Origin of the sequence: Nocardioides pinisoli, from assembly GCF_024199985.1 — a bacterium.
Taxonomy (GTDB): Bacteria; Actinomycetota; Actinomycetes; order Propionibacteriales; family Nocardioidaceae; genus Nocardioides; species Nocardioides pinisoli.
In genome coordinates this window covers 201989-219707 of record NZ_JANARS010000004.1, presented here as the reverse complement: position 1 = coordinate 219707, position 17719 = coordinate 201989, and the positions used below count along the sequence as shown (strand labels likewise).

22 protein-coding genes are annotated in these 17719 nt (G+C 73.6%); 7 read left to right on the top strand and 15 right to left on the bottom strand.

The window, feature by feature from the left end:
- Positions 1–15: 15 nt before the first annotated feature.
- Positions 16–357 carry a DUF2200 domain-containing protein gene (locus NCI01_RS10525; RefSeq protein ID WP_254181435.1) on the bottom strand — a complete coding sequence of 114 codons (342 nt, stop codon included), beginning with the start codon at positions 355–357 and terminating at the stop codon, positions 16–18.
- A gap of 49 nt (positions 358–406) precedes the next feature.
- Complete coding sequence (locus NCI01_RS10520) at positions 407–1087, bottom strand: hypothetical protein (protein ID WP_254181434.1); 681 nt, start codon at positions 1085–1087, stop codon at positions 407–409.
- A gap of 191 nt (positions 1088–1278) precedes the next feature.
- On the opposite strand from NCI01_RS10520, the gene NCI01_RS10515 reads away from it, so the two are divergent.
- Together NCI01_RS10515 and NCI01_RS10510 are read left to right on the top strand one after the other, a co-directional pair.
- Positions 1279–1746: a DUF4383 domain-containing protein gene (locus NCI01_RS10515; RefSeq protein ID WP_254181433.1), complete on the top strand. Its 468-nt coding sequence runs from the start codon at positions 1279–1281 to the stop codon at positions 1744–1746.
- Between the two features lie 16 nt (positions 1747–1762).
- Positions 1763–2341: an MBL fold metallo-hydrolase gene (locus NCI01_RS10510; protein WP_254181670.1), complete on the top strand. Its 579-nt coding sequence runs from the start codon at positions 1763–1765 to the stop codon at positions 2339–2341.
- A gap of 149 nt (positions 2342–2490) precedes the next feature.
- Here NCI01_RS10510 and NCI01_RS10505 read toward each other — a convergent pair whose 3' ends face one another.
- The 4 genes from NCI01_RS10505 to NCI01_RS10490 are packed head-to-tail and all read right to left on the bottom strand — an operon-like array spanning position 2491 to position 4518.
- Positions 2491–3087 carry a DUF3618 domain-containing protein gene (locus NCI01_RS10505; protein ID WP_254181432.1) on the bottom strand — a complete coding sequence of 199 codons (597 nt, stop codon included), beginning with the start codon at positions 3085–3087 and terminating at the stop codon, positions 2491–2493.
- Positions 3063–3527 (bottom strand): phage holin family protein, encoded by a 465-nt coding sequence (locus tag NCI01_RS10500; RefSeq protein WP_254181431.1) that lies wholly within the window; start codon positions 3525–3527, stop codon positions 3063–3065. Before NCI01_RS10500 ends, NCI01_RS10505 begins: the two co-directional genes overlap by 25 nt.
- A complete protein-coding gene (locus NCI01_RS10495) occupies positions 3524–4360 on the bottom strand; it encodes a YtxH domain-containing protein (RefSeq protein WP_254181430.1) in 837 nt (278 codons plus the stop codon). Before NCI01_RS10495 ends, NCI01_RS10500 begins: the two co-directional genes overlap by 4 nt.
- A complete protein-coding gene (locus NCI01_RS10490; RefSeq protein WP_254181429.1) occupies positions 4357–4518 on the bottom strand; it encodes a hypothetical protein in 162 nt (53 codons plus the stop codon). Before NCI01_RS10490 ends, NCI01_RS10495 begins: the two co-directional genes overlap by 4 nt.
- Before the next feature lie 93 nt (positions 4519–4611).
- On the opposite strand from NCI01_RS10490, the gene NCI01_RS10485 reads away from it, so the two are divergent.
- On the top strand, positions 4612–5715 hold the full coding sequence (locus NCI01_RS10485) for a fatty acid desaturase family protein (RefSeq protein ID WP_254181428.1): 1104 nt from the start codon (positions 4612–4614) through the stop codon (positions 5713–5715).
- Between the two features lie 60 nt (positions 5716–5775).
- Positions 5776–6867, top strand: a complete 1092-nt coding sequence (locus NCI01_RS10480) for a carboxylate-amine ligase (protein WP_254181427.1) — start codon at positions 5776–5778, stop codon at positions 6865–6867.
- A 69-nt stretch (positions 6868–6936) separates the two neighbouring features.
- Here the strand turns inward: NCI01_RS10480 and NCI01_RS10475 are convergent, their stop codons facing one another.
- The 6 genes from NCI01_RS10475 to NCI01_RS10450 form a co-directional block, all read right to left on the bottom strand.
- Positions 6937–7305: a cation:proton antiporter regulatory subunit gene (locus NCI01_RS10475; protein ID WP_254181426.1), complete on the bottom strand. Its 369-nt coding sequence runs from the start codon at positions 7303–7305 to the stop codon at positions 6937–6939.
- 5 nt (positions 7306–7310) lie between these two features.
- Positions 7311–7868: a nitroreductase family deazaflavin-dependent oxidoreductase gene (locus tag NCI01_RS10470; RefSeq protein ID WP_254181425.1), complete on the bottom strand. Its 558-nt coding sequence runs from the start codon at positions 7866–7868 to the stop codon at positions 7311–7313.
- A 158-nt stretch (positions 7869–8026) separates the two neighbouring features.
- On the bottom strand, positions 8027–10702 hold the full coding sequence (locus tag NCI01_RS10465) for an FAD/NAD(P)-binding protein (RefSeq protein WP_254181424.1): 2676 nt from the start codon (positions 10700–10702) through the stop codon (positions 8027–8029).
- Positions 10703–10831: 129 nt separating this feature from the next.
- Positions 10832–11479 carry a DUF305 domain-containing protein gene (locus NCI01_RS10460; RefSeq protein ID WP_254181423.1) on the bottom strand — a complete coding sequence of 216 codons (648 nt, stop codon included), beginning with the start codon at positions 11477–11479 and terminating at the stop codon, positions 10832–10834.
- A 68-nt stretch (positions 11480–11547) separates the two neighbouring features.
- Positions 11548–11967 carry a DUF6153 family protein gene (locus NCI01_RS10455; protein ID WP_254181422.1) on the bottom strand — a complete coding sequence of 140 codons (420 nt, stop codon included), beginning with the start codon at positions 11965–11967 and terminating at the stop codon, positions 11548–11550.
- 9 nt (positions 11968–11976) lie between these two features.
- Positions 11977–12579, bottom strand: a complete 603-nt coding sequence (locus tag NCI01_RS10450) for a GNAT family N-acetyltransferase (protein ID WP_254181421.1) — start codon at positions 12577–12579, stop codon at positions 11977–11979.
- Between the two features lie 75 nt (positions 12580–12654).
- Here NCI01_RS10450 and NCI01_RS10445 point away from each other — a divergent pair, with 75 nt between their 5' ends.
- Positions 12655–13362: an aspartate/glutamate racemase family protein gene (locus NCI01_RS10445; protein WP_302181877.1), complete on the top strand. Its 708-nt coding sequence runs from the start codon at positions 12655–12657 to the stop codon at positions 13360–13362.
- Here NCI01_RS10445 and NCI01_RS10440 read toward each other — a convergent pair.
- From NCI01_RS10440 to NCI01_RS10430, 3 genes are read right to left on the bottom strand one after another with little or no spacing between them, the layout of a single operon-like run.
- Positions 13355–14239: a phosphotransferase family protein gene (locus NCI01_RS10440; RefSeq protein ID WP_254181420.1), complete on the bottom strand. Its 885-nt coding sequence runs from the start codon at positions 14237–14239 to the stop codon at positions 13355–13357. The genes NCI01_RS10445 and NCI01_RS10440 overlap by 8 nt on opposite strands.
- Positions 14240–14281: 42 nt before the next feature.
- Positions 14282–15322, bottom strand: coding sequence for a 1-aminocyclopropane-1-carboxylate deaminase (locus NCI01_RS10435; RefSeq protein WP_254181419.1), 1041 nt, complete (start codon positions 15320–15322; stop codon positions 14282–14284).
- Complete coding sequence (locus NCI01_RS10430) at positions 15319–16023, bottom strand: GntR family transcriptional regulator (protein ID WP_254181418.1); 705 nt, start codon at positions 16021–16023, stop codon at positions 15319–15321. The genes NCI01_RS10435 and NCI01_RS10430 overlap by 4 nt, the downstream gene beginning before the upstream one ends.
- Before the next feature lie 89 nt (positions 16024–16112).
- On the opposite strand from NCI01_RS10430, the gene NCI01_RS10425 reads away from it, so the two are divergent.
- Entirely contained in the window at positions 16113–16766 is a 654-nt protein-coding gene (locus NCI01_RS10425) for a hypothetical protein (protein WP_254181417.1), read from the top strand.
- A 4-nt stretch (positions 16767–16770) separates the two neighbouring features.
- Positions 16771–17709 carry a cation diffusion facilitator family transporter gene (locus tag NCI01_RS10420; protein WP_254181416.1) on the top strand — a complete coding sequence of 313 codons (939 nt, stop codon included), beginning with the start codon at positions 16771–16773 and terminating at the stop codon, positions 17707–17709.
- The last annotated feature ends 10 nt before the right edge of the window (positions 17710–17719 follow it).

Sequence of the window (17719 nt, the reverse complement as noted above, 5' to 3'; positions counted from 1 at the left end):
CGCCCCGTACCCCGCTCAGTGCCGCAGCACCTTCTCCAGGGGGCGTCCCTTGGCCAGCTCGTCGACGAGCTTGTCGAGGTAGCGGATCTGCCGCATGAGCGGGTCCTCGACCTCCTGCACCTTCACCCCGCACACCGAGCCGGTGATCTGGTCGACACGAGGGTTGAGCCGCGCCGCGGCGAAGAACTCCTCGAAGGTCGTGCCGGCGTCGAGGTGGGCCTGCAGCTGGGCGGCGTCGAACCCCGTCAGCCACTCGATCACCTCGTCGACCTCCTCCCGGGTCCGACCCTTGCGCTCCGCCTTGGCGACGTAGTGGGGGTAGACCGAGGCCACGCTCGTGGTGAAGATCCGGTGCACGCTCCGAGGATAGGTCGAGCGACTGACAGCCGTCCCGCGCGTCGCGGGATCAGCCCTTGTCGGTGTCGGCCCCGCGCCGCAGCACCTCGGACTCGCTGGCCACGGCCTTGACCGTCGCAGGGTCCATCAGCGGCTCGGTGCCCGGCTGGTGCAGGTCGGTCTCGGTCGTGTCGGGGTTGACGCCCTCACCCGCGGCCGGAATGCCGGCCGGAGTCACCGGGTCGTCGCCGGTGACGGCCTCGACCTCGGACTCGCTCAGCCCGAGGGCGGGTGCGAGCACGGCCGCCTGCTTCGACGGCGCCCTCTTCGCAGCCTTCTTGGCCGTCTTCTTCGCAGCCTTCTTCGCCGGCGCCTTCGTGGCGGGTGCCTTCTTCGCCGGTGCCTTCGCCGGCGCCTTCGTGGTGGCCGTCGTCGTGGCCGGCTCGGTCGCCAGCGTGTCCAGGGGAGCGGCACCCGTGGCCGGAGCCTCGGTCACGGGAACCGGGTTCGGGGTCGCGGCCGGGGGCGGGGCCGGGGTCGGGACCGAGGTGCGCCGACGGTCGGCATCCCACGGTGCGGGCGGCGCCGAGGGCGCGTGACCTCCGCGCGAGACCTGCTCGACGGCGCGGCCGACGACACGGGCCGTCGTCCGCACCCCGGTGCTCGCGAGCCCCACCGACGTCCCGATGACGGCTGCGGCGGCGTGGGCGGGGAGCATGACTGCTCCGGAGACCAGGCGGATGGGGTTCACGAGCGATCCTCTCGTCGGGTTCTGCGTGGGACGGGACACATCTGTACCCCGTCACGGTGTGGCGCAGACCGTGACCTGGGCCACGGCCGGGGAACCCCACTCCGGGGTGGGGGCGGTGTGTGCGACACCAGTCCGAGGGTACGGAGCGAGCCCCACGCCGTTCTCGTTCGGCGTCGATCAAGGAGCACCCCATGGCAGAGAACACTCGTCTCCAGTCCCGGTCCACCGCGTCCGGGACCCCGGTGCAGGCGGCGGCCGTCCTCGTCGGCGCCGTCTTCCTGCTCGTCGGCGTGCTCGGCTTCATCCCGGGCATCACCACCGGCAGCGGGAGCCTCGAGGCGGCCGGGCACGACTCGCACGCCGAGCTGCTCGGGATCTTCCAGGTGTCGGTCCTCCACAACGTGGTCCACCTGCTCTTCGGAGTGGTCGGGATCGCGCTGGCGCGGCGGCCGTCGAGCGCACGTGCCTTCCTCGTCGTCGGCGGCGGCGTCTACCTCCTCCTCTTCCTCTACGGCGTGGTCGTCGACAAGGACTCGCAGGCCAACTTCGTCCCGCTCAACACCGCGGACGACGTGCTGCACCTCGTCCTCGGGGTCGGGATGATCGCCCTCGGGATCGTGCTCTCCAAGCGGTCCGGCACCACCGGTCTCGGTCGCTGACCACCGGCCCGCCGTGATGACGAACGGCGACCGGCTCCACTTCGTCGGCACCGCGACGACCGTGATGTCGCTGGGGTCCTTCACCCTGCTGACGGACCCCAACTTCCTGCACCGCGGTCAGCGGGCCTACCTGGGGTGGGGCCTGTCCTCGCGTCGGCTGACGGACCCGGCGATCGAGCCGGAGGCACTGCCGGCGCTCGACGCCGTCCTGCTCTCGCACCTGCACGGCGACCACTTCGACCGGGTCAGCCGCGCTCGCCTCGACCGGTCCACCCCGGTGCTGTCGACCCCGCACGCCGTACGACGTCTCGGCTCGTGGGGCTTCGACGCCCGGGCGCTGGAGACGTGGGACCAGCACGTCCTGGACAAGGGTGCCGAGCAGCTGCGGGTCACTGCGGTGCCGGCGGTGCACGCGGGTGCTGCTGCGCACGGTCACCATGGACGGGCCGATGGGCGTCGACTTCGTGGAGCGCTCACGCCCGAAGGTCGTCGTCCCGGTGCACCACGACGACTACACCGTCTTCCGGTCGCCGCTCGGCGACTTCGTCGAACGGGCCCGATCCGCGGGTCTCGCTGCGGAGCTGCGCTGCCCTGAGCGCGGTGCGGTGGTCAGCCTCGAGCCGGGCACCGTCGACAGGTGACTCCCCGGGCCCGAGCCCGTCGATCCCGCGGCCCTGGGCCACCCCACGAAGAACCGGCCCGCCCCCGGATGGGGACGGGCCGGTTCGTGGGATCGTGGAGCTGTCAGGACCGCGTCTGCGAGCGAACCTCGTCCACTCCCGACTGTCCCTCGGACCTGACCTTGTCAGCACTGTCGGTGGCCGTGTCCTTGACCTCCTGGGCGGCCTCGGCGGCCGTCCCCTTGACGCTGTCGGCGACGTCCTGCGCGACCGACCTCGCCTGGTCCACGACCGGCTGGCCGTGCTCCTTGGCGGCGTCGACGACGTGACCGGCGGCGACCGCTTCCTTCTCGGACGCGGGGATCAGCGCGGACACGATCATGCCGGCGCCGAAGGCGACCAGGCCGGCCGCGAGCGGGGCGCCCTGGACCTTGTCCTGGGCGCCGCTGACGGCGCCCTGCGCGGTGCCCTTGACCGAGTCCACTGCGCCGCCGGCGGAGTCCCTGGCGGACCCGGCCGTGCCGGACGCCGAGGAGCTGACGCCGTGAGCGCTGCCCATCACCTTGTCCCGGACTCCCTGCACACGGCTGCGGGCCGCCTGCTTGCGTCGCTCGACGATGGCCGACGGGCTCACCCGGTCCTGCAGGGCGTCGACGTCGGCGGTCATGGACTGCCGCGTCTGCTCGATCTCGGACCTCAGTTCTTCTGTGCTCTGGCCCATGCTGCGTCCTCCTTGAGTGTCTGCTGCGTCTCCGGCAGCTGCGGGTTTGCGTTCTTGAGCTCCTTGCGGCCCCTGGCCGCCAGGACGGCGCCGACGATCGCCCACAGGAGCGTGACGATCAGGAACGCCAGCTCGACCGGCATCCAGTTGTCGAGGAGGTAGGCCAGGGCGAACGAGCCCAGGATCAGCGCGAGCAGGCCTGCGATGCCGGCACCGCCGAGCATCCCGGCGCCCTTCCCGGCCTTGGCGGCCTCTTCCTTGAGCTCCGTGCGTGCCAGCTCGAGCTCCTGCTTGACCAGCGTGGTCAGGTCGTGGCTCAGGTCGCCGACGATCTGGCCGAGGCTGCGCTCGTCCTGCGTGCCCGTGCCCACGACGTGCGAGCCGGACGGGCCCGTCGCGCCGGCCGGGGGCACGGCGTCGAACCCCTGGGCCCCTGTCACGGCGTGTCCTGGGTGCGCTGGCCCGGGAGCCCGGAGGTGGTGGAGTCGAGGCTCGACGGCATCGTCTGCGTCGCGGGGGTGTCGTAGCCCGTGGTGCTCGGGCTGCCGGCGAGGGGAGCGTTGCCGCTGGCGGTGCCCATCGGACCCGTGCCGACGCCCGTGGTGCCGTAGGTCGGGTCGGTCGGGACGGCGCCGTAGGCCGTGCCGGTCGTGCCCGTGCCGCCGGACTCGGCCAGCGAGGCCGCTGCCGCACCGTCGGCGGTCGCGCGGAACATCCGGCCGGCCACCACTCCCGCGGCGAGCGCGCCCAGCAGGAAGGTGCCGGGGCGGCGCCGCGCGAAGTCGCGGGCGTCGTCGAGGAGCTGTCCGGGCTCGCGGTTCTCGAGGTGGCTGCCGAGGGCGCGGACGCGGTCCGAGACCTCCTGCGTCAGGTCGGTCGCCATGCCCTGGGAGGGGCCCTCGCCCTGTGCCATCTTCTGCAGGTCGTCACCGAGCGTGCGGAGCGTCTCCGACAGCTTGTCGCGACCGGTGGTGGCCTGGTCGCTCAGCTGCGCGGTCACCTGCTGCTTCGCCTCGCCGACGACGTTGCGCGCCTGCTCGGCCGCGGTGCCCGCGACGTTGAGCGCCTCGTCCTTGGCTGTGCCGGCGACGTTCTTGCCCTGGTCGGCCGCCGTGGAGGCGGTGTCCTTGGCCTTGTCCGTCGTGCTCGAGCCGGAGTCGGTGCCGGTCGAGTAGCCGGTGGCGTCGTAGCCACCGGTGCCGGTGGTGCCCGACACGTCACCGGTCGTGCCGGTGCCGGTCGTGCTGAGTGGGTCGTTTCCGTAGGTCGTCATGCGTCCTCCTCGGAGTGGGTGGGGGTGGTTCCTGCGCCGGGAGCGGGGTCCGGGTCGCTGGCCGGCTCGGAGCCCGGCCGCGGCTGCTCCTGATCCGGCTCCTGCCCGTCCGGCGTCGGCGGTTCGGCGTCCTGGTCGTGGTGGGGGTGCTCGGTCATGACGCTCCGTACCCAGCGACCGGCGTCCCAGTCCACCTCGTCGGAGGGCGATCCGAAATGCATGCTGGCGCCGTCGGTGGGGCACTGGGAACGATGGCCGCCTTCCTCCACCACGCGCCCGCCCCGCGCTCCTACGCCGATCTCACCGATGCCGAGGTCGACGAGATCGGCCGCACCCTCGACGCCCTGCGCGAGGAGGTCCTGGCCGACCGCGGCGCCGATGACGCTGCCTACGTCCGACGCGTCATCGCGGTGCAGCGGTGCCTGGAGGTGGCCGGACGGGTCGTCCTCCTCGGCAGCCGCAGCCGCACCGCGTGGTGGCTGGGCACGACCTCGCTCGCGCTGTCGAAGGTGCTCGACAACATGGAGATCGGGCACAACGTGCTCCACGGCCAGTGGGACTGGATGCGCGACCCGCGGATCCACTCCTCGACCTGGGACTGGGACCACGCGTCCGAGCCGGCCCAGTGGCAGCGCGCGCACAACGACCGCCACCACGTCAACACCAACGTGCTCGGCAAGGACAACGACCTGGGCTACGGCATCATGCGGGTCGACGAGGCGCAGGAGTGGCACCCCCGCCACCGCCTGCAGCCGGTCCTCAACCTGCTCAACGCCATGTTCTTCGAGTACGGCATCGCCACCTACGACCTCGACCTGGGGGAGACGTTGAGGAAGGGCGCCGACGTGACGCCGCAGCAGAGGGCCGAGCTGCGCACCACTGCCCGGCGGGTCGCGCGCCACGCGTTCCGCGACTACGTCCTGCACCCGCTCCTGTCCGCGCCCACCGGATCAGCCCGCACCACCCTGACCGCCAACCTCCTGGCCAACCTGGCCCGCAACGTCTGGAGCCACTCGGTGATCATGTGCGGCCACTTCCCCGAGGGCGTGGAGACCTTCGAGGTGGCCGAGCTCGACGAGCAGGAGACGCGCGGGCGGTGGTACGTGCGCCAGATGCTCGGCTCGGCTGACATCTCGGGACCGGCGTGGCTCCACGTGCTGTGCGGCAACCTCTCGCACCAGATCGAGCACCACCTGTTCCCCGACCTGCCGAGCAACCGCTACCGCGAGATCGCCGGCCCGGTCCGCGAGCTGTTCGAGCGCCACGGCCTGGCCTACAACACGGCGCCGCTGTGGCGACAGGTCGGGAGCGCCTGGCACAAGGTCCTGCGGCTGTCGCTGCCGCCGCGACGCTGACCTGCGCATGACGGCCTCTCCGGCGGGGCATCTGTCGCCATGACGAGCGGGATGTCAGGGGTGCCCGCACACGTGCCCGGGGGCGAGTTCTCCGTCGGCGTGGAGGAGGAGCTGATGCTCGTCGACGACGCGGACGAGCTGATGGGCGCGGCCGCGGCCCCCCTCGTGGAGGCCATGTCGAAGGCCGAGCGGCGTGCGGGTGTGGTCACCGGGGAGATCTACGTCGACCAGGTCGAGCTCAACACGCCCGTGTGCCGCAGCGCCGAGGACGTGTGGCGATCGCTGCGCGACCTCCGCGCCCTGGTCGCCGAGCAGGGCGGTCGCGTCCTGGCGGCCGGCGTGCACCCGACGGCGCCCGTCGGCGTCCCCCACATCGCCACGTCGCCGCGCTACGACCGCATCATCGACGAGTACGCCGGCCTCCTGCGCACGCCGACCGCGGCCCTGCAGGTGCACGTGGGGCTGCCCGACGCGGACACCGCGATGCTGGCCTACCGCGGCCTGCGCAACCGACTGCCGCTCCTGCGCGCCCTCGCGGCCGGGTCGCCCTACTGGCACGGGCTGGACTCGGGCCAGGCCACGGCGCGGGCGGCCATCATCCGGTCCTACCCACGCACCACGATGCCGCCGCTGCTGCGCTCGTGGGACGACTACGTCGCGCGCACCGAGGCGCTGATGGCGGCGGCCGAGGCCTCCGACCACACCTATGTGTGGTGGGAGATGCGTCCGCGACCGCTGCTGGGGACGCTCGAGGTGCGCGTGATGGACGCCGTCCCGTCGCTGGCGACCGTCGCGGCGCTCACCGCGCTGGTGCAGGGGATCGCGCGGCGGGCGGTGGAGTCGCCGGACGAGGGCGACCTCGACGACGACATGCTCGCCGTCAACGACCACCGGGCGGCGCGCTACGGGCTCGACACGCGCGTCGTGGACGTCGACGGGTCGCTCCGCGCGCTGCGCGAGGTCGCCGCCCGGGTCCTCGCCGAGGCGCGGTCGGTGCTCGCCGCCGACCGGATGGAGGCGCCGCTGGAGCCGCTCGCGGCCGCGCTCGCCGGGGAGACGGAGCCCAACCGGCAGCGCCGGGTGGTGGCGGCCGGCGGCATGCCCGCCCTCCTCGCCGACCTCGTCACCCGCACCACCGACCTGGACGGCTGAGCAGGTCCTCGGCGCCACCGCGAGCCCACCGGGTGAGGTGCCGGCACCGCGGTCCTGCAGGCGCGAGGGTCACCGGAGGTCGCAGAACCTCTCGACCTTGTTGGTGGGGCCGGACACGATCAGGTGGTCGTGCCTGTTGACGAGGGTCTCGGGCCGCGCGTAGGTGAAGTCCTCGCCGGTGCGCTTCACGCCGACGATCGTGACGCCGTGCTTGCTCCGCGGGGCGGACTCGGCCAGCGTCTTGTCCCAGCAGAAGGACGGCGCGAGGGTGCGGGCGATGGAGAAGTCGTCGTCGAACTCGATGTAGTCCATCATCCCGAAGAACAGTGCGGCGCCGCCCACGAACCACGCCCACGGGTCGAGCGCGGAGCGCGTGGAGGGGACCGCGGTCCCCGGCTGTGCGGTGGTGGCGGGCCGGGTCAGGTGTGGAGTCCGCACCGGACTCATCTCCTCTCCTCGTGTGGCCCTTCCTCGGCAGGCGGGCCTGCCGGTCGAAGTGCCACGAACGGTCGGGTGCTGAGGTAGTCGCGCAGCTGCTGGTCCGAGCGGAGGTCGACCCCGAGCACCCGGCTGATCAGGCGCACCCGCCAGGGGTGGCGCCGGCGGAAGTGGACGCCCACGGCGAAGGCCTCCTCGGGGCTGAGGAACCGGTGCTCAGGCACGAACGAGTCGCGACCGATCTGCACACGGAGGGCCGGACGGGCCTGCAGGTTGTGGATCCAGTCAGCCTGCGGGCCCCAGACCGAGCAGATGACGGCCTCGTGCGTCCGCTTGTCCTCGGCGAGCACCATCGCAGCGGTGGCGTGGGGACGACCGGTCCTGCGTCCGACGTGGGTCAGGACCAGGAAGGTGTGTCCCAGGAACAGCCAGCCCCAACCCGCGCGGTAGAGCGGGAGCGGCAGCCGGAAGACCCAGAGCGCGAGCCTCCCCGGCTGGTCACGGAAGCCGAGCAGCGGCCTGTGGCGCGGGTCGGACGGGGTGGGACCAGCGGTCGTCTCCATGCCATCACCCCCAGCCCGGCGATCGGTGTCAGCGACGACCGGAGCAACGGCTCGCGCGGCGTCGCTGCGGGCTACGAGGCCACTGTCACGCGACACGGACGCGCGCGGCAGGTCCGAGGGTCCCGGTCCGGTGGGTTCGTCGGACCGGGGCCCCAGGCTCAGCGCGTCGAGGCGGTGTCGGCGGCCGTACGAGCCGTGCCGAGCACCGCGGCCCGGCGTCGTGCGTCGAGCGCCGACGAGCGCCGCGACAACCGCTGGTCGAGCAGCTCGGCCGCCTCCGTGGTGCGGCCGGCCATCGCCAGGACGTGCACGAGCGTGTCCTCCACGACGTCGCGCTGGGCCCGGCTGCCGCCGAGCGGCGCCATCGTGGCGGTGACGCCGGTCAGCGTCGCGGCGGCGGCGTTCCACCGCTCCTCGACGACCTGGAGGAGACCGGTGCACAGGGGAGCGACGACGTCGCGGAAGACCCGGTCGTCGCTCCGCTCGGCGCTCGCCGCCAGCTCGGCCAGGGCGGTGGCGTCGCCGTCGGCGGCGAGGAGCACGGCGCCGTGCATCGCGGCGAACGGCGTGGGCGGTGCCGTCAACCACTCGACGGGCGCCCGCCTGCGCACCTCGGCGACGGGCAGGTCGTCGGTCCACGCGCCGGTCACCCGCCCGCGCCACAGCAGCGACCCGCTGTCGACGACGACCCTGCTGCCGCTGACGACCGAGGGAGCGAGCTCGCGCGCGTAGCGGCGGCGTACGGCCTCGACGTCGTCCTGCATCAGCTCGTGCAGCGCCGCGTGCCAGGAGAAGTGCGAGCGGTGGTTGGCCTCCGGGCCGCGCGTGCGGATCCACTCGTCGAGCCAGGCGAGCCCCGCGGCGTGCTGACCGGTCTCGTAGAAGACGTGGGCGCGAGCGTGGACGGCGTGCCCCGACGACGGCTCGACGGAGAGGGCGTAGGAGGCGAGGTCCTCGGCCTCGGCCCAGCGCTCCTGGTCCTGGCGGACGAACGCGAGCTGGCCGGCGTACCACCAGTCGTCGCCGTAGGACCGGCCGAGCGACTCGACCAGGTCGCCGGTCTGGGCGCCGCTGGTCAGCCCGCCGAACGCGACGGTCGGGACCGCGACGCTGACGGCGAGGGCGTCGCGGGGGAAGAGTCTCACGTGCCGGAGCAGGGCCGCGGCGCCGCTCGCCTCGTCGGTGCGCAGCCTGGTGGTCACAGCGTCGAGGAAGGAGGCCTCGCGGTCGTCCAGGTGGCGCTCGGACGCGGCCCGGTGGGCGGCGCGCAGCGACTCCCGCCAGTGGGAGGTGGTGCCCCACTCGTGACCGAGCAGCGCGAGCGCGGCATGCGCCTGCACGAAGCCCTCGTCGGCGGCGACCGCCTCGGCGAGGCCCTCCTCCGCGCCGTCCTGGAGGCGCAGCAGGCGACCGAGCGCGGCGTTGTAGCGCTCGGCGGCGTCCTGGCTCGTGGAGAGCGTGAGGCCGTAGGGGTCGACCGGCCGGCGGCGTGCCTCGCCGTGCAGCGACCGGCTCACGACCCGGGCCACGTCGTAGGCCTGCTCACGGATCTCCGGCATCGCCGTGGACTCCCACAGGTTGCCGCGGCGCAGCGAGCCGACGGCCAGGAAGGGGAGCGTGTCGGGCAGGGTGCCGAGGATCCGACCGTCGTCGGCGGTGTCGATGCCGAGACCGGCCGGTCCGGGACGGACCAGGCCCGACTGCGCGAGGCGGGTGAGCAGCGGGTCGGCGGCGATCGAGCCGACGGGACCCGTGCAGTTGACGACGGCCGCCACCCGCAGCGTCGTCCCGTCGTCGAGGGTGACGTGGAGGGCGGACGGGTCGGGACGTACGGCGGCGAGCGTGCCGCGGTGGCGCACGAGCCGCCCCGCGGCGGCGACGGCGTCGAGCCGGCGTGCCGTGGCGGGTGCCATGCGGTGCCGGTGGACGTCCCACGAGCGGGCGTCCTCGGCGATGAAGCGGCGCTTGTCGGCCTCCGACAGGCCGCGCCAGAGCTGGGCGGTGACGGGCCGGAGGCCGTCGATCGCGGCGCGCCAGTCGCCCGTGCTCGCGACGGTCTGCTCGACGTGCGCGGCCACGGTCGAGCGGAGCGTGTCGAGGTCCGGGGTGCGGGTGATGCCGGGCGGCGGGGGCACCGGGGGAGTCGTGGGCAGCACGTGGGCGTGCGGCACCGCGTCGGTGCGCGACACCACGTGGACGGTGCGGTCGGGCCGGTCGGCGCTGATCGCCAGGTCGACCATCGTCAGGCCCGAGCCCAGCATCAGCACGTCGCCGACCTCGGGGATCTCCTGCGTCCACGGGTCGGCTACGAGCCGTGGGTCGGCGGTGAGCTCCGGCGGGGCCCAGCCGGTGCCGGGGCGGCTGCCGGTCGCCAGCACGACCGCGCGCGCCTCGAGCCGCTCGCCGTCGGAGAGCTCGACGACGAACCCGTCGCCGGCGCGCGCGATGTCGGCGACCTCGGCACGGCGTCGTACGAGCCGGGCGTTGCCGGGGAACTCGGTCGCGGTGGTCAGCAGGCTCTCGACGTAGCGGCCGAACGCGGCGCGCGGCGCGAAGTCGTGGGGCTGGAACCTCGGGTCGTGGTGCGTGCGCAGCCAGCGCAGGAAGTGCTCGGGGTCGCGCGGGAACGCGCTCATGCCCGAGGCCGGCACGTTGAGCAGGTGGCGCTCGTCGCTGGTGGAGTAGGCCTGGCCGCGCCCCGTGCTCGGGGCCGGGTCGACCAGCTCGACGCGGAAGCGCGAGGACAGGGCCGTCACGAGGTGGGTGGCCACCAGGGTGCCGCCGGCTCCGGCTCCCACCACGACGACCCGGCAGTCTCCCTCGTTGGTCAACACGTCCCACTCCCGTCATAGTCAACTGAGTTACTTGACTAAAGGTAGCATCGGGCCACGTCATCACCGGGCCGGGGCGGCGGCGCGGCGTGGCACGACGTCTCGCCGTGCCACGCTACGCGCCGTCCCGGGTCAGCGGTCGAGCATCTGCTCCATGAGCTCGATCTCGGCCGTCTGGCTGGTCTCGATCGACCCGGCGAGGTCGATGGCGTCGGGGAAGACGCCCTCGTCCTGCTCGGTGCGGGCCATCTCGATGGCGCCCTCGTGGTGCTCGATCATCATCCGCATCCACATGGACTCGAACATGCTGGCACTGGAGTCCTCGAGGTCGGCCAGGTCGTCAGCATCCATCCCCATCCCGTCGCCCATGTCGTCCGGGTCTCCCATGCCGTCGCCGTGCCCCATGTGGCTGTTGACGTGGTCACGGGAGGTCTCCGGGACCTCCTCGCCCCAGGCGGTGAGCCAGTCGGCCATCATCTCGATCTCGGGCGCCTGGGCCTCCCGGATGTCCTCGGTGAGACGGGCGAACTCCGGCGAGAGCTCCCGGCCCTGCGTCATGTCGACCATCACCAGGGCGTCGGCGTGGTGGGGGATCATCTCGGTCGCGAACTCGACGTCGGCATAGTTGTAGACGTCGCCGTTGGCAGCGGTGTGCTCGGCGGCGGGTGTGCCGCTCGAGGCGGCGTCCTCGCCGCAGCCGGCGAGACCGGCGCCGGTGAGGGTCAGGAAGAGCGCGGCCGCGGTGGCGCGGCGCGCGCGAGCAAGCGTGCCTGCGGACATGGGTGTCTCCTTGTCGGTGTCCGTGCTGGTGTGAGGGGTCGCGTCAGCCGGCCGGGCCGGCAGGCGGCTCAGCAGCGAAGGACCGACAGGGCGTGGAGGTCGGGCGGGGCGTGGGCGTTGGACACCGCGACGGGCGCGGACGCCGTGCGCAGGGCCCGGGGGCGGACGGCGAGCACGCCGCGCGTGGGACGGGCCAGGCGGAGCAGGGCGATCGCCGCCGTCGCGAGGACCGCGACGCAGAGGCCGAGGACCTGCATGGCGTGGTGCCCACCGTCGTGGCCGTCGGCGTCGAGGGCTGCGAGCGGCTCGAGTGCGGCCTCTGGGACGGCCTGCGGGTGCTGGTGGTGCACCGCGTGGGGCGCGTCCGGCCCGAGCGCAGCGCTCGGCGTCGCCACCGGGACGGGCTCGGCGGCCGCGGCGTGGGAGGCCAGGCCGTGCATGGCGAAGATCGCCAGCAGGGCCACTGCCGCCCACCACGTCCGGACCATGGACCCAGCCTAGGTCGCGCGCCGCATGACCACACGCGGGTGGCCCGCCGACGTCGCGTCGGTGCGCGCGGCGAGCTCGAAGCCGGCGTCCTCGAACAGCTTGCGGGTGCCGACGTAGGCCATGGTCAGGTCGACCTTCTCGCCACGGTTGTCGACCGGGTAGCCCTCGACGACCGGGGCGCCGCGCCGGGCGGCGTAGGCGACTGCACCCTCGAGCAGGACGTGGGAGATGCCGCGGCCGCGGTGTCCGGGACGGACCCGGATGCACCACACCGACCACACCGGCTGGTCGTCGACGTGGGGGATCTTGGTCGAGCGGGCGAACGGCAGGTCGGCGCGCGGCGCGACGGCGGCCCACCCGACCACGTCGTCGCCGTCGTAGGCCAGCACCCCGGGCTTGGTGCTCCGGCGCGTCAGGGACTCGACGTAGGCCCCTCGCGCCGGACCGGCCAGCTCACGGTTGTCCTTCGCCGGGAGGCGGTGGCTCAGGCACCAGCACACGCTGCTGGTGGGGTTCTTGGGCCCGAGCATCGCGCGCACGTCGTCGAACCGGGCGTGCGACGCCGGGTGGACGGCGAACCCGCGGGACCTCAGCAGGGGCGTGCTGGCCATGGCGCCACGCTAGCGCCGCCCACCGACGCCCCGCCTGTCCGACCCGCCTGTTCAATCCGCCTGTTCAATGGGGGCATGGCTGCGGGACCGAGGATGCGCAGGATCGGGCTGCTGGGCGGCATGAGCTGGGAGAGCTCGGCCCTCTACTACGAGATCCTCAACGAGGCGGTGCGCGAGCGCCTCGGCGGCTACCACTCCGCGCGCGTGCTGATGTCGTCGATCGACTTCGCCGAGGTCGAGGCGATGCAGGCAGCGGGGGAGTGGGACGCCGCAGGGGCGCTCCTCGCGGCCGAGGCCGCAGCGCTGGAGGCGGCGGGGGCGGAGTGCCTCGTGCTGTGCACCAACACGATGCACAAGGTCGCCGACGCGATCGAGGCGGCGACGAGCGTCCCGCTGGTCCACATCGTCGACGTCACCGCCGCGGCTGTCCGTGCGTCCGGCCTGTCACGGGTCGCGCTGCTCGGCACGAGGTTCACCATGGAGCAGGCGTTCGTGCGCGACCGGCTGGCCGCGCACGGCGTCGAGGCGCTCGTCCCGCCGGCCGAGGACCGCGAGCTGGTGCACGAGGTGATCTACGGCGAGCTCGTCCGCGGCGTGGTGCGCGAGGAGTCGCGAGAGGCGTACGTCGACGTGGTGGCCCGCCTGGTCGCCGACGGCGCCGAGGGCGTCGTCCTCGGCTGCACCGAGATCGAGCTGCTGCTGCGCCCGGAGGACGTCGACGTCCCCGTCTTCGCCACCACCCGGCTGCACGCGCTGGCAGCGCTCGACTTCGCCCTCAGCTGAGACCGGGATCCCGCACGAGCAGGTCGAGCCAGTCGTCGAGGCGGGCGAGCTGGTCGGTGCGACCGAACAGCGGCCGCCTGCCCGGTGGCGGGAGGTAGCCCACGGCGTCCATCACGAGCCAGTGGGCCTCGACCGGGGTGCCCGCTGCGTCGGAGTAGCGCCGGAGGAGCTCCAGCGCGGGGCCGGGGCCGTGCGCCAGGGCGAGGTTGGACGCCGCGTGGGCCGTGTCGAGCCACGCCGGCCCGGTGGAGGTCTCCACCCAGTCGACCACCCCGGTGACCGCGTCGCCGGACCACAGCAGGTTGCGGTGGCTGAAGTCGCGGTGCAGGAACGTCGGCTCGTGGGCCGGCGCCGGTCCGGCCAGCACCTCGAACGCGCGACGCCACGACGCCGGGTGGCGCGACCAGTCGGGCACCACCCACTTCTCCTCCCACGCCCACGACTGGAACGTCCGGAAGGGCGGCGCCGGACGCTGCGCGTGGATCGTCACCAGCAGGTCGGCCATCGCCTGCAGCTGCTGTCCGTCGAGGTCCGCGTCCGCGCCGAGCGGCTCGCCGGGCAGCCGGGACATCAGGTGCGCCGCGGCCCCGGCGACCGTCCCGTCCGCGTCGAGGGCGAGGCTGGTCGGCGCCGGCACAGGGGTCTCGGCCATCGCCAGCTGCGCGTCGCGCTCACGCGCGGTGAGCTCGGCGCCGTGGGAGCGCCACGGCTCGACCGTCATCAGGCGCAGCACCGACTCCGCCCCGTCGTCGTGCCGCAGCGCGAGCATCGTCGAGGTCACGCCGCCGGCGAGGGCGTCGTACGACGCGACCGGCGAGCCGAGCACGGACCCCGCCCAGGCCAGGGCGGCGGGGACGTCGACCTCGGGAGCGGGCACGCCGCGACGCTAGCGGTCGCGGCGTGCGTGTCCTGACCGGGCTCAGCCCTGCGCGGGCCAGAGCGAGTGGTAGGCGTTGATCGCCGGCTGCCCGCCGAGGTGGGCGTAGAGCACGTTCGAGTCGCGGGGGATCTCGCCCTCGGTGACGAGGTCGACGAGCCCGGCGAGCGACTTCCCCTCGTAGACGGGGTCGGTGATCATCGCCTCGAGCTGCGCCCCGAGCGCCATCGCCTCCATCGTGGACTCGACCGGGATGCCGTAGAGGTCCCCGGCCCAGCCCTCGAGCACGGTGATCTCGTCGTCGCGCAGGTCGCGGCCGAGCTCGATCAGCTCCGCGGTGTGGCGCGCGATGCGGGCCACCTGGTCGCGCGTCTTGTCGATCGTCGCGCTCGCGTCGATGCCGAGCACGCGGCGGCGGGTGCCGGTGAGGTCCTCCAGGGCCGCGAAGCCGGCGATCATGCCCGCGTGGGTCGAGCCCGTGACGGTGCAGACCACGATCGTGTCGAAGGTGACCCCGAGCGCCTTCTCCTGCTCGGCGACCTCGAAGGCCCAGGCGGCGAACCCCAGGCCGCCGAGCCGGTGCTCGCTCGCGCCGGCCGGGATGGCGTACGGCGTGCCGCCGGCCGCCTCGACCTCGCTGATCGCGTCCTTCCACGAGTCGCGGATACCGATGTCGAAGCCGTGCGGGTCGAGCCGGGAGTCGGCGCCCATCATCCGGCTGAGCAGGATGTTGCCGACCTGGGTGTTGGTCGGGTCGTCCCACGGCACCCACTTCTCCTGCACGAGGCGGCACTTCAGGCCGAGGTGCGCGGCGACGGCCGCGACCTGCCGGGTGTGGTTGGACTGGTAGCCGCCGATGGAGACCAGCGTGTCGGCGCCGCTGGCCAGCACGTCGGGGACGATGTACTCCAGCTTGCGGATCTTGTTGCCGCCGAAGGCGAGCGGGCTGCTCACGTCCTCGCGCTTGGCCCACACCTGCGCGCCGCCGCCCTTCGCGGCGAGGTGGTCGCTGAGCCGCCTGAGGTGGTGGACGGGCGAGGGGCCGAACGTGAGCGGGTGGCGGGGAAACTGGTCGAGGATCACGGGGACTCCTGCTGCTGGCGGGTGGGCTGGGGGGTGGGCTGGGGGGTGGGCTCGGGGATGAGGTCGGCGAGGTTCTGCCAGGTGCGGAAGGCGACGTCGGCCGCCGCCTCGACGTCGCCGCCGGCGCACGCCTCGAGCAGGCGCTCGTGCAGCTCGACCGACTGCTCGCCGGCGTGGGAGGCGAAGCGGCGGCGCTCGAGGCGTCGTACGACGGGGGTGAACTGGTCGAGCACGGTGGCGAGGGCCCGGTTGCCCGAGACCGTCACCGCGACCCGGTGGAAGTCGTCGTCCGCGGCGAGCGCGGCGTCGGTGTCGCGGGCGTCGATGGCCGCGGCGAAGCGCTGGTTGGCCTCCCGCATCCGGCGCAGGTCGTCCTCGGTGAGGCGGGCGACCGACTCGGCGACCGCGAGGCGGTGCATCGCGACGACGACGGCGTGCGCGTCGCGCACCTCGGCCATGTCGATCTCCGCGACCACGGTCGAGCGCCCGGGGGCCGATCGCACGAGCCCGGTCTCGCCGAGCCGCAGCAGCGCCTCGCGCACCGGCGTCCGGCTGACGCCAAGCCAGGCGGCGAGCTCGGTGTCGCGCACCACCTCGCCCGGCGCCAGCGTGCCGTCGACGATCGCGTCCCGGAGCCGGTCGTGGACCGAGTCGCGCAGCAGCGTCGTGCGGAGCGGAGCAGGAGAGACCGGGACTGGCATGCAATATATTGGATACCACGCGGGTCAGGATGGCAAGGGGCGGTCGGCGACGGCGGTTCACCGAGGGCCCAGCGGGGTACTGCCGGCCCGTGCCTGCTCCCTACCGCCGCGCCTTCGAGCTGCTGGCCTCCTTCCGGTCCGCTCCGGCCTTCCACCCCGACGGGGTGCTCTACGAGGGACGAGCCGAGGTGAGCGGCCCCGGCCCGCTGCCGGCCGGCGACGTGGCCTGCCTGGTGCGGCTCTCCAAGGGCATCGGCACGCCGCGCGGCCGGCCCGACCTCCTCGGCCTCGCCGTGCGGCTCCTGCACGACCCGCCCGTCGACGTGCTGTGCACGACGGCACCCGGCAGCGCGCCGTGGCAGCGCTACCTCCTGCAACCACGGCGGCGGTGGGCGGGCGCGACCCTCACCTCGCTGATGTGGTGGCGCGCGCCGTCGGGGGAGCGGTTGCAGGTCGTGCTCGACGTGCCCGACGCTCGACTCGACTCACCCGAGCCCGACGTGCTCGTCGGCCGGCTGCCCGTGAGCGTCGGCCTGCGTGTCGTCGGCCCGGCAGGGGAGGTGCAGGCAGGCGCCATCCGGGTGGAGCGCCGGTCCGCGCTGCCTCGTCCGCGGTTCGACCCCGTCCTGCGCCCACCGCGGCCGTGGCGCCTCGGGCCGTCCTGGCTGGCGGCCCTGCGGGAGCGCGCGTACGTCGGGAGCCGGGCGGGGCAGGCGCGGGGCACGTCCGATCGGGCAGTCTGACCACATGCTCACCGTCGTCGTCGCGCTCACGGCCAACACGGTCCTGGCGATCCTGAAGAGCCTCGTCGCCGCCGTGACCGGGTCGGCCTCGATGGTCGCCGAGGCCGCGCACTCCTGGGCCGACGCCGGCAACGAGGTCTTCCTCGTCGTGGCGGAGCGGAGGTCGGAGAAGCCGGCCGACCAGCGACACCCGCTGGGCTACGGCCGCGAGGCCTACGTGTGGTCGATGATCGCGGCCTTCGGGCTGTTCGCCGTCGGCGCCGCGGTCTCGGTCATCCACGGCGTCCAGTCGCTCGGCGCCGCGGAGGAGGAGGCGGACTACCTGTGGGCCTACGTCGTCATGGGCGCCGCCTTCGTGCTCGAGGGCATCTCCTTCCTCCAGGCCCGGCGCGAGGTGCGTCGCGGTGCCCGCTCGGCCGAGGTCAGTCGGACGCGCTTCCTCGACCAGACGTCCGACCCCACGCTGCGGGCGGTCTTCTTCGAGGACTCCGCCGCGCTGCTCGGCATCGTCATCGCGGTCACGGGCCTCGCGTTGCACCAGGTGACCGGCGACCCCGTGTGGGACGCGATCGGGTCGATCCTCGTCGGCCTGCTCCTGGGCTGGGTGGCGGTCTACCTCCTGCGCCGCAACATGGCCTTCCTCGTCGGCCAGGTCGCCGACCCGCGCATCTACGACACCGTGCTGGGCTGGCTGCGCGAGCGGCCCGAGGTGGAGAGTGTCAACACGCTGCACCTGGAGTACGTCGGCCCCGAGCGGCTCTTCCTCGTCGGGTCGGTCGACCTGGTGGGCGACGACGTCGAGAGCGCGGCGGCCGAGGAGCTGCAGCGCCTCGAGGACCATCTCGAGGAGCGACCCGAGATCGCGCGGGCCGTGCTGTCGCTCGCCGCGCCCGGACGCCCGCCGAGCGTGGGGCACGTCTACGGGAACAACGCGACTGGTTGAGCGTTGAACC